Below are 11,153 nucleotides of genomic sequence, written 5' to 3'. Positions count from 1 at the left end.
ACGCCTATCGTTCCTCACGCTCCAGCGTGGGAATGCCTTGGGTAACGCTCCGCGTCACAGGTCTGCGCCACGCCGCATACTCAAAAGCGGACGCAGAGCGTCCAGAACTGCATACCCACGCGGAGCATGGGCACGATAGGTGCTCTCCCGAACGCCTATCGTTCCTCACGCTCCAGCGTGGGAATGCCTTGGGTAACGCTCCGCGTCACAGGTCTGCGCCACGCCGCATACTCAAAGCGGACGCAGAGCGTCCAGAACTGCATACCCACGCGGAGCATGGGCACGATAGGTGCTCTCCGGACGCCTATCGTTCCTCACGCTCCAGCGTGGGAATGCCTTGGGTGACGCTCCGCATACTCAAAGCGGACGCGGAGCGCCCAGAACGGCATACCGACGCGGAGCGTCGGCACGATAGTCAAGAAATGCACGGTCGCCCCAGCAGTCAATTCCCGCCGACGGCGAAGTTGGGCAGGCTCTGCACTGGTCTGGCGAATTCGTAAGGGATCGATACCAGTTCATGGCCCGAATTGCGTTGCACGACAAAGTGCAGATGCGGGCCGGTGCTGTTGCCGGTATTACCCGACCGCGCCAGCGCGGTTCCGACGCTGACCCGCTGACCTTCCCTGACACTCACCGAACCGCGCATCAGGTGCAGGTAGACGCCCATCGTGCCGTCTTCGTGCAGAATCCGTACGAAGTTGCCTGACGCATTCGACCCCCTCCCTGACTGGCTGTTTTCGATCTTTATCACCGTCCCGCCGCGTGCGGCGATGATCGGCGTGCCTTCGGGCATGGCAATGTCCATCGCATAGCGGCCCTTGGCACCGTAATGACTGTATTTGCCATTCGGCCCCTGAGTCAGGCGAAACGGTCCGCCAATCCACGGCAATGGGTATTTATAGGCCTGCACCGAACCTTTGGGATCGCCCAGGGTTGAAGTCAGCACCGAGGCGTAGTTCATCGGCTTGCTCCCCACTTTGGGGCTCAGCACCACCACACGTTCATTACTGCGCGCAGGGATCGTGCGGCGCAGCGTTGCTGACGAGCCAGAGACGCCCAGCACGTTGGTTACGCTGGAAAGCTTGAGTTCGACCTCGACCGGGGCGTACAGATCGTTGCGCACGTACAGGCTGTGCACGCCCTTTTCACGTCTGACACTCAAATGCACCTGGCCGTCGATGCGCTCGACCATCCGGTCCCGAAACACCATGACCGATGCGCCAGGTGTTGGCCGATCCGAGAATGACACCACGCCATCGGCATCGGTGAATTTATAGATCGTGACTGCCCCGGCCGACTGCACAGTCAACATCAAGGCAAACAGGATAAGCAAGCGTGCAAGCATCAGAGGCGTTCGGGTTCAAGGGCACTGGGTGCCAAGCCTAGCAGCCTTGCAGACAGAAGAGGACTCGTCGGTATCAATCGGACATGAATAACGCGCCAGACAAGCCACGGACACAGCATGATCAGCGAGGGGGTGATTGCAGCGGGGTGAAGTTATTGGGTAGCTGTGCAGTAGGTATTTGGGGCATGCCAACGCGAACGTCGGCATGCCAGTCAGCAGGAGGCGTGTATCAGGCTCCGGGGATAAAGTGCTTCTGAGCCGTGCCACGTGCGATCAGGCGCGACAGGTAGTCGAGCTTCTGCGCATCCTGATCGACAAAGCGGAAAGTCACTTGCAGCCATTCACTGTCAGGCTTCTGCTCGAACGCGGCAACGGAGTGCAGGTAGCCATTCAGGCGTGCGACCTCGTTGCTCTCGCCTTGCTCAAGGTCCAGTACCGCGCTGTCGAGCACCTGCGGCAGGTTTTCGCTGACGCGTATCACCAGTGTGGCGTCTTTCAGCGTCAAAGCCTTGATCACGCACGACTGAATGCCGTTGGGCAGGCGCAACTGACCCTGTCCACGACCGGCAGGCTCCGGCGATTTGGCTGCTACAGGCGGCGCTTTGGCGATACCGGCAGGCGCGGCAGCTGGCGTGGCGCGAACCACTTCGGCCTTGCCGCCGGTCAATGCACTGAGCGAGTCATTGAGCGGCGAGTTCATGCGTGCCGGGGCTGTGGACATAACAGCATCAAGCTTGCCGACCTTCGCCAGCGCCTTCTTGACCTTGGTCAGCAACTGCTCGTTGGTGAACGGTTTGCCGACAAAATCGGTCACGCCGGCCTGAATAGCCTGCACGACGTTTTCCTTGTCGCCACGGCTGGTCACCATGATGAACGGCACGGTTCTCAGGTAATTGTCTTGCTCACGACACCATGTCAACAGCTCCAGGCCGGACATCTCGGGCATTTCCCAGTCGCACAGAATCAGATCGAACGACTCTTTGCCCAGCAAAGCCTGAGCCTTGCGACCATTGACTGCGTCCTCGGTGTGAATCCCGGGAAAATAATTGCGCAGCCCTTTCTTGACCAAGTCGCGAATGAAAGTCGCGTCATCCACCACCAATACACTGACCTTACTCATCGACGCTCCTGCGGGCGTGTTCACCTGGAGGCGAACTGCGGTATGCCAACACGCCCTTTGTTTCGGCAAGCATAGCGTTGACCGGTGGCCAACTGCCATATTGATTGACTGCGCCGCGACATTTAATCCGCAGGCGACGGGAATACTCGTCTGCACAACGAAAAACGCCCAGCGCATGCTGGGCGTTTTTCTCGCAGGCAATCTTACTTATCGTCAGCGTCGCCCGGAACATTAGCGGTTTCGCTCGAGATACCCTGCACTTCTTCCTTCATGCGCTTGAGCCCCATGTGCCGCACGTCGGTGCCACGCACCAGATAAATCACCAGCTCGGAAATGTTGCGAGCATGGTCGCCGATGCGCTCCAGAGAGCGCAGCACCCAGATGACGTCCAGCACGCGGGAGATCGAGCGTGGATCTTCCATCATGTAGGTCGCCAGCTCGCGCAGGGCGGTTTTGTACTCACGGTCGATGGTCTTGTCGTACTGCGCGACCGACAGGGCCAGCTCGGCGTCGAAACGCGCGAACGAGTCCAGGGCATCGCGAACCATGTTGCGCACCTGATCACCGATATGACGGACCTCGACGTAACCGCGTGGCGCCTCGCCCTCTTCGCAGAGTTTGATGGCGCGGCGGGCGATCTTGGTGGCTTCATCACCGATGCGCTCCAGGTCGATCACCGACTTGGAAATGCTGATGATCAGGCGCAGATCGGACGCCGCTGGCTGGCGACGAGCCAGAATGCGCAGGCATTCTTCGTCAATGCTGCGCTCCATCTGATTGATCCGGTCGTCGACCTCGCGAACGCGCTGGGCAAGACCAGAGTCGGCCTCGATCAGTGCCGTGACAGAATCGTTCACCTGCTTCTCGACCAGGCCACCCATTTCGAGCAAATGGCTGCGAACGTCTTCGAGTTCAGCGTTGAACTGTTGGGAAATGTGATGCGTATGGCTGTCTTTGTGGATCATGCTGGGTGTCCTTGGAACGTCCGGTTAATAGCGAAAACGCAGCGGTGGTTCAGGTCTGACGAAGCACGTCCTAGCCGTAACGACCGGTGATGTAGTCTTCTGTCTGTTTTTTTGCCGGGTTGGTGAACAAGGTATCTGTATCACCGAACTCGACAAGTTTGCCCATGTACATAAACGCGGTGTAATCCGACACCCGAGCCGCCTGCTGCATGTTGTGCGTAACGATCACAATGGTGTATTTCGATTTCAGTTCGTAGATCAGTTCTTCAACTTTAAGGGTCGAAATCGGGTCAAGTGCCGAACAGGGTTCGTCGAGCAGCAGCACTTCCGGCTCCACGGCGATCGTTCTGGCAATGACCAGACGCTGCTGCTGCCCCCCGGACAAACCCAATGCCGACTCATGCAGTCGATCCTTGACCTCATCCCAGAGCGCAGAGGCTTTCAGCGCCCACTCGACGGCTTCATCGAGTACGCGCTTCTTGTTGATGCCCTGAATGCGCAGGCCGTAGACCACGTTTTCATAAATCGTCTTGGGGAACGGGTTCGGCTTCTGGAACACCATGCCGACGCGCCGACGCAATTCAGCAACTTCCTCGCCTTTGGTGTAGATGTTGTGACCGTACAGGTTGATTGCGCCTTCAACGCGGCAGCCATCGACCAGATCGTTCATGCGATTGAAACTGCGCAACAGGGTCGACTTGCCACAACCGGACGGACCGATGAACGAGGTCACTTTCTGCTTGGGGATATTCAGGGCAATATCAAACAGCGCCTGCTTGTCGCCATAGAACAGATTCAGACCCGGCACTTCGATGGCCACGGTCTCATCGGCCAGATCCAGGCGTTGCTTGTGACGCCTCAGGGCCGACATGTTCATGCCGTGAGTCGGGCTTTCATGCTGCATGGATTGCTCCTGTGCGAACGATTCGCTTCATCGAACGGCTGCGTTTGCCAAAGGGCGAATTCGGGATCAATTGTCGAGCGCCTTATATTTTTCCCGCAAATGGTTACGGATACTCACAGCCGAGAGATTGAGCAAGGCGATGACCAGCACCAGCAACAGCGCGGTGGCGTAGACCAGCGGGCGCGCCGCCTCGACGTTCGGGCTCTGGAAGCCGACGTCGTAAATGTGGAAACCCAGGTGCATGATCTTCTGATCGAGATGCAGATAAGGATAGTTGCCATCCAGCGGCAGCGACGGGGCCAGTTTGACCACGCCCACCAGCATCAATGGCGCAACTTCCCCAGCGGCACGCGCCACCGCCAGAATCAGGCCGGTCATCATTGCCGGGCTGGCCATTGGCAATACAATCTTCCACAGCGTCTCGGCCTTGGTCGCGCCCAGCGCCAGCGAGCCTTCGCGCAGGGTCAGCGGAATACGCGCCAACCCTTCTTCGGTGGCCACGATCACCACCGGCACGGCCAGCAGCGCCAAGGTCAGCGAGGCCCATAACAGGCCTGGCGTACCAAACGTCGGGGCTGGCAGCGCTTCAGGAAAGAACAGCCGGTCTACCGAGCCGCCGAGCACATAAACGAAAAAACCGAGGCCGAACACGCCGTACACAATCGCCGGCACACCGGCCAGGTTGTTCACCGCAATGCGGATCAGCCGGGTAACCGGCCCCTGACGCGCGTACTCGCGCAGGTAAACCGCTGCCAGCACACCGAACGGCGTCACGATCACTGCCATGATCAGGGTCATCATCACCGTGCCGAAGATAGCCGGGAAAATACCCCCTTCGGTGTTGGCTTCGCGAGGGTCGTCACTGAGAAATTCCCACAGTTTCTGGAAGTAGAAACCCAGCTTGGTAAAGGTGCCCATCGCGTTGGGCTGGTAAGCACGCACCACTTTGCCCAGGCTGAGTTCGATTTCTTTGCCATTGCCATCGCGTGCCGTCAGGCTGTCGCGATCAAAAGCCTCATGCAGGCCGTCCAGACGCCCCTCGATGACCTTGTAACGCGCGTCCAGCTCGGCACGTTCTGCAGCCATGTCAGCTTGCGCAGCGGCATCGAGCCGGCCATTGAGTTCCAGCTTGCGGGCCTGCAGACGCAGGCGCTCAATACCGTGATTGATGGCCCCGATGTCTTTCTTTTCCAGAATATAGAGTTCGTCAGCCAGCTTTTCGACGCGTTTGATGCGCTCTTGCAGGATCGGCCAGGCAGCTTCGCCTTGCGCCACTATCCGGCCATCTTCCTTGACGTTGACCAGATAGCCGTAGAAATTGCCCCACTCCCGGCGCTCCAGTGTCATCAGTTCGGCAGGACGGCTCTGGTCGGTCAGCCAGTCGCCCACAACCCAGGTGAAATCGCTGGGGTTGAGGTCACGGTTGCCAACCTTGAACAGCTCACGGGTCATGAACTCCGGCCCTTGGTCAGGCACCGGCAGACCCGCGCTTTTCAAACGCGCACGAGGAACCTGTTCCTGCTCGACCCGCTCACCGACCAGCACACTCGATTCCTGATTGGGCACCGCATAACGTGCGACCACCAGATCAGCGGGCCAAAAGTGCCCAAGACCCCGCACGGCGATCACTGCCAGCAGGCCGATGGTCATGATGACAGCGATGGATACGGCACCCGCACTCATCCAGACGCCAGGGGCGCCGCTTTTGAACCAGCTCTTGAGGGAGTTCCGCTTCACCAACGCCTACCTTCTTTACAACGCCGAGTATTGCTTGCGCAGTCGCTGACGAATCAACTCTGCGAGGGTGTTCATCACGAAGGTGAACATCAACAGCACCAAGGCCGCCAGAAACAGCACCCGATAATGGCTGCCGCCCACTTCCGACTCCGGCATCTCCACCGCGACATTGGCCGCCAGCGTGCGCATGCCTTCAAACAGATTCATGTCCATGATCGGCGTGTTGCCGGTCGCCATCAGCACAATCATGGTTTCCCCCACGGCCCGGCCCATGCCGATCATCAAGGCCGAAAAAATACCGGGGCTGGCGGTCAGGATGACTACACGCGTCAGGGTCTGCCACGGCGTTGCGCCCAGCGCCAGAGAGCCCAGTGTCAGGCTGCGCGGCACGCTGAACACGGCGTCTTCGGCAATTGAATAGATGTTGGGGATCACCGCGAAACCCATTGCAATGCCGACCACCAACGCGTTGCGCTGATCGTAGGTGATGCCCAGTTGGTCGCGGATCCATGTGCTCATGTCGCCGCCGAAGAACCAGCTCTCCAGGTGCGGACTCATGCTCAGTGAAAACCAGCCCACCAATAGCACAACGGGAATCAGGATCGCGCCTTCCCAGCCATCGGGCACGCGCAGGCGAAGCGAGTCAGGCAGACGGGTCCAGAAAAAGCCTGCCAGCAAAATGCCGATCGGCGTGAGTAGCAGCAAACTGAAGATGCCCGGCAAATGACCTTCCAGGTACGGTGCCAGAAACAATCCGGCAAAGAAACCGAGAATCACCGTCGGCATCGCTTCCATCAATTCAATCACCGGCTTGACCTTGCGGCGCATGCCCGGCGCCATGAAGTAGGCGGTGTAGATCGCGGCAGCCACGGCCAGCGGCGCGGCCAGCAGCATGGCGTAGAAAGCCGCTTTCAGGGTGCCGTAGGTCAACGGTGCCAGGCTCAGCTTCGGCTCGAAGTCGGAGTTGGACGCCGTGGATTGCCAAACGTACTTGGGCTCGTCGTAATTCTCATACCAGACCTTGCCCCATAGCGAGCTCCAGGAGACTTCCGGGTGCGGGTTGTCCAGCGCCAGCGGCAACAGCTTGCCAGCGCTTTCGATCAGAACCCGGTTGGCGCGCGGCGATAACGCCAGAATGCCGGGACCGTCAGTTACCTTGTCGATCAGCAAGGTTCGGTGCGCGGTGCTGTGGAACACGCCAAGCTTTCCCGAGGCGTCCAGAGCAATGAAGCCCTTGCGCCGCTGTTCGGCCTTGATCTGCTCGATAGGTGCGCTGCCCATTTTAAAGTCGCGGATGCGCATCAGGCGCTGCTCGCCGTCAGTGTCCCGGGCCATGAACCACTGGGACATGCTGCCCTTTGAGTTGCCAATGATCAGCGAAATACCGCCGACCAGCTGGGCACTCGCCGTGATCTCGGCGTTACCGTCTTCCAGCAATTTATAGCGACCATTGAGGGTTCGGTCGCGCAGGCTGAACACATCCGCCTGCGCGCGACCATTGATGACATACAACCATTGCTGGCGCGGGTCGATGTAAATCGCTTTAACGGCGGCCGACATCTGCGGTAGCTCGATGCGCGTCTGCTCACGCGTCATCTCGCCGGTCATCATGTTTTCTTTCTGCTCGAGCGAGATAACGTGCAACTGAGTGCCGGTAGACCCTGCCAGCTTGAGGCTGTCGCCATCGGCACTGACGGTCACATGCTCGACTGCGCGACCGGCCTCATCCAGCACCAAAGGCGCTTCGCCGTAGGGCCAGGCCACGCTCGGGGTGATGGTTTTCTGATTGTTCGGATAGGTCGTCAGGTACGAGTGCCTGAACACCAGCACCTGGCCATTGGACAGGCCCAAGGCTATCAATGGCGCGCCGGGCTGATCCTTGCCGATGGAAGCGACGGACACGCCAGCGGGCAGTGGCAAGGCAACCTTATGCAGCTCTGCGCCATCCTTGACGTTGAAAAAGATGACTTCACCCTTGTCGGAAATGCGCATCCCGATCTGGTTCTGCTCTTCGATTGCGATCATCAACGGCGCACCCGCATCCTGCATCCAGGCGGTATTCAGCACGGGTTCGGAGGTGAGGCTTGCGCCTTTGAAGAGCGGCGCGACGACATAGGCCAGATAGAAGAAGATCAGTGTGATCGCCGCCAGAACGGCAAGGCCACCAATAGCGACGTACCAGTGAGTGAGGCGATCCTTGAACGCACGGACACGACGCTTTCTCACCATCGCAGGCGTATTGAAATCAATACGCGCTGGAGGCGAGCTTTGGTCCATCGTCGATTTGAACAGCTCATTCATGCGCACACACCGTAGACGCCTTGTATGACAGAAACATTACAGCAAGGTGACGCAAGAAAGCCCGCTGCCTGCGAAACCGGCGGCGGACTGTTCAATTTGTATGCAGGCCAGTCCATTGAGCCCCGCTCCAACGCGTACGTGACTACTTTACCGCCACGCCGCCCGCGCCCTGCAGGCCAAGATCGGCCAGCGTCTTCTCGACGACACGGGCGGGCAGCGGGATATAACCGTCCTTCATCACCACTTCCTGGCCCTGTCTCGACAGCACCAGTTTTACAAATTCGGCCTCCAGCGGCGCCAAGGGCTGGTTCGGCGCCTTGTTCACGTACACATAAAGGAAGCGCGACAGTGGATAACTGCCGTTCAAGGTATTGGCTTCGCTGTCTTCGACAAACTCGCCCCCTTCCTTCTTCGCCAGCGGCACAGTTCTGACATTGGATGTCTTGTAACCGATTCCCGAATAACCGATGCCGTTAAGCGAATTGCTGATCGCGCTGACCACCGAAGCAGAGCCGGGCTGCTCGTTGACGTTGGCCTTGAAGTCGCCTTTGCACAGGGCTTCTTCCTTGAAGTAACCGTAGGTACCCGACACCGAGTTACGACCGAACAACTGAATCGGCTTGCCTGCCAGGCTGCCGCTCACACCGACATCACCCCAGGTTTTCGCATCCGCCCTGGCACCGCACAGGCGGGTCGCGGAAAAGATCGCGTCCACTTGCTGCAGGGTCAGGCCCTTGATCGGGTTGTCCTTGTGCACGAAAACGGCCAGTGCATCCACCGCGACCGGGATGGCAGTGGGCTTGTAGCCATGCTTCTGCTCGAAAGCCGACAGCTCGCCGTCTTTCATCCTGCGGCTCATCGGGCCCAGATTGGCCGTGCCCTCGGTCAGCGCGGGTGGCGCCGTGGAAGAGCCGGCCGCTTGAATCTGGATGTTCACGCTCGGGTATTCTTTCTTGTAGGCCTCGGCCCACAGGGTCATCAGATTTGCCAGAGTATCGGAGCCGACACTGGAGAGATTGCCCGACACACCGGAGGTCCTGGTATAGGCCTTGATGGCAGGGTCGACGGCAGCCAGCGTATTGGCTGCCGTCGCGCTGGCGGCAACCCATATCAGTGCAGCCATCAAACGCTTGAGTGTCATCCTTGCGCTCCTGGCAGGGTATGTAGGTGTCCACAAGCCTTTTGGGCCAGTCTTGTGACTACTCTATGAATTGATTATGACAATAAGATGAAAAGGCCATCGCCCCTCGCAGGGAGATAGCCTTTCGCTGTAGCGGATACCTTGAGCGTTTTACCAGTGGGTGCTGATCAACGCTTTCTGGTGAGCAAAAACACGCCGATTGCCATACCCAGGCCGCAGAGAATCGCGACATACCAGGCCGGGCCCATCGGGCTGCTCTTGAGCATGAACGTCACCACCATCGGCGTCAGCCCCCCGAAAATGGCGTATGCCAGGTTGTAGGAGAACGACAGCCCGGAGAAACGCACCACGGGCGGGAAAGCCTTGACCATGACATAAGGAACCGCGCCGATAGTGCCGACGAACAGGCCCGTCACGGCATACAGCGGGAACAGCACTTCCGGATGGCTGCCGAGGACGTGATAGAACGTCCAGGAACTGACCAGCAACCCCGCGCTGCCCAGCAGAAACACCCAGCCTGCGCCGAAACGATCCGCCAGCGCGCCAGCAGCGATGCAACCCACGCTCAGGAAGACAATTGCCAGGCTGTTGGCTTTCAGCGCGGTAGCGGCCGGAAAGCCATAGATGGTTTGCAGAATGGTCGGCGTCATCAGGATAACGACGATGATGCCGGCCGAGAGCAACCAGGTCATCAGCATCGACAGCGCAACTGCACCACGATGATCACGCAGCACCGCCTTGAGCGGCACTTCTTCAGCCAGCGCCTTGCGCAGTTGCAGTTCGGCGAACACCGGCGTTTCGTGCAACAGACGGCGCAGATAAACCGACATCAGGCCAAACACGCCGCCCAGCAGGAAAGGGATCCGCCAGGCGTAATCCGACACTTCGACCGGGGTATAAATACTGTTGATCGCCGTGGCGACCAGCGAGCCCAGCAGGATGCCCGCTGTCAGCCCTGCGGTCAGGGTGCCGCAGGCATACCCGACACGCCGTGCAGGCACATGCTCGGACACGAAGACCCAGGCGCCAGGCACTTCACCGCCGATGGCGGCACCTTGAATGACGCGCATCAACAGCAGCAGAATCGGCGCCCACATGCCGATCTGTGCGTAGGTCGGTAGCAGACCCATGATCAGGGTCGGCACCGCCATCATGAAAATGCTCAGCGTGAACATTTTCTTGCGCCCCAGCAGATCGCCGAAGTGCGCCATGATAATGCCGCCCAGGGGCCTCGCCAGATAACCGGCGGCGAAAATGCCGAACGTCTGCATCATGCGCAGCCAGTCGGGCATGTCCACCGGGAAAAACAGCTTGCCGACCACCGCCGCGAAAAACACGAAAATGATGAAGTCGTAGAACTCCAGCGCGCCACCCAAAGCAGACAGCGAAAGGGTTTTGTAATCGCTGCGGGTCAAAGGCCGCGCAGGCTGCGTGGAACTTGAAGGAACAGATGACATGACAAGGCTTCTCTTTACTTGTTCTTTAAAAAGGGGCAAGCGACAGCAACGCTGGCTGCTGCGGGGTGCCGTGCAGAAGCGATTGTCGAGGGCAAAGGCGCAGATAGGCACCAAAATTGCGTGTACAGGCAGTCTTGTCACCTGTAGAGGTCCAGCAAGATAGCAAATTGCTCTTAAAAACAC

The 11,153-nt window shown here is 59.1% G+C and carries 8 protein-coding genes; all 8 read right to left on the bottom strand.

What is annotated here, in order from left to right; all coding sequences use genetic code 11:
* Positions 1 to 442: 442 nt before the first annotated feature.
* Positions 443 to 1,345: a peptidoglycan DD-metalloendopeptidase family protein gene (locus RYB66_RS08945; protein ID WP_004659063.1), complete on the bottom strand. Its 903-nt coding sequence runs from the start codon at positions 1,343 to 1,345 to the stop codon at positions 443 to 445.
* Positions 1,346 to 1,574: 229 nt separating this feature from the next.
* Positions 1,575 to 2,465, bottom strand: a complete 891-nt coding sequence (locus tag RYB66_RS08940) for a response regulator (RefSeq protein WP_002555886.1) — start codon at positions 2,463 to 2,465, stop codon at positions 1,575 to 1,577.
* 203 nt (positions 2,466 to 2,668) lie between these two features.
* Positions 2,669 to 3,430: a phosphate signaling complex protein PhoU gene (gene phoU, locus RYB66_RS08935; RefSeq protein WP_002555887.1), complete on the bottom strand. Its 762-nt coding sequence runs from the start codon at positions 3,428 to 3,430 to the stop codon at positions 2,669 to 2,671.
* 70 nt (positions 3,431 to 3,500) lie between these two features.
* Positions 3,501 to 4,334, bottom strand: coding sequence for a phosphate ABC transporter ATP-binding protein PstB (pstB, locus tag RYB66_RS08930; RefSeq protein ID WP_005734982.1), 834 nt, complete (start codon positions 4,332 to 4,334; stop codon positions 3,501 to 3,503).
* Positions 4,335 to 4,400: 66 nt separating this feature from the next.
* The gene (gene pstA / locus RYB66_RS08925) at positions 4,401 to 6,017 is read right to left on the bottom strand and encodes a phosphate ABC transporter permease PstA (protein WP_316886133.1); all 1,617 of its coding nucleotides are present in this window, start codon (positions 6,015 to 6,017) and stop codon (positions 4,401 to 4,403) included.
* Between the two features lie 69 nt (positions 6,018 to 6,086).
* Positions 6,087 to 8,372 (bottom strand): ABC transporter permease subunit, encoded by a 2,286-nt coding sequence (locus RYB66_RS08920; protein WP_005757015.1) that lies wholly within the window; start codon positions 8,370 to 8,372, stop codon positions 6,087 to 6,089.
* Between the two features lie 142 nt (positions 8,373 to 8,514).
* A complete protein-coding gene (locus RYB66_RS08915; RefSeq protein WP_005744881.1) occupies positions 8,515 to 9,513 on the bottom strand; it encodes a phosphate ABC transporter substrate-binding protein PstS family protein in 999 nt (332 codons plus the stop codon).
* Positions 9,514 to 9,680: 167 nt separating this feature from the next.
* Positions 9,681 to 10,970 (bottom strand): MFS transporter, encoded by a 1,290-nt coding sequence (locus RYB66_RS08910; RefSeq protein WP_122259287.1) that lies wholly within the window; start codon positions 10,968 to 10,970, stop codon positions 9,681 to 9,683.
* Positions 10,971 to 11,153 lie beyond the last annotated feature (183 nt).

The sequence above is a fragment of the Pseudomonas syringae group sp. 243L2 genome (genome assembly GCF_032587875.1).
Classification (GTDB): domain Bacteria; phylum Pseudomonadota; class Gammaproteobacteria; order Pseudomonadales; family Pseudomonadaceae; genus Aquipseudomonas; species Aquipseudomonas amygdali.
This window is presented reverse-complemented; position numbering and strand designations above follow the sequence as displayed.

Coding starts and splice junctions, on each gene's coding strand:
- RYB66_RS08945 (WP_004659063.1), bottom strand. CDS start 1,345: ATGCTTGCACGCTTGCTTATCCTGTTTGCCTTGATGTTGACTGTGCAG.
- RYB66_RS08940 (WP_002555886.1), bottom strand. CDS start 2,465: ATGAGTAAGGTCAGTGTATTGGTGGTGGATGACGCGACTTTCATTCGC.
- phoU (WP_002555887.1), bottom strand. CDS start 3,430: ATGATCCACAAAGACAGCCATACGCATCACATTTCCCAACAGTTCAAC.
- pstB (WP_005734982.1), bottom strand. CDS start 4,334: ATGCAGCATGAAAGCCCGACTCACGGCATGAACATGTCGGCCCTGAGG.
- pstA (WP_316886133.1), bottom strand. CDS start 6,017: ATGAGTGCGGGTGCCGTATCCATCGCTGTCATCATGACCATCGGCCTG.
- RYB66_RS08920 (WP_005757015.1), bottom strand. CDS start 8,372: ATGAATGAGCTGTTCAAATCGACGATGGACCAAAGCTCGCCTCCAGCG.
- RYB66_RS08915 (WP_005744881.1), bottom strand. CDS start 9,513: ATGACACTCAAGCGTTTGATGGCTGCACTGATATGGGTTGCCGCCAGC.
- RYB66_RS08910 (WP_122259287.1), bottom strand. CDS start 10,970: ATGTCATCTGTTCCTTCAAGTTCCACGCAGCCTGCGCGGCCTTTGACC.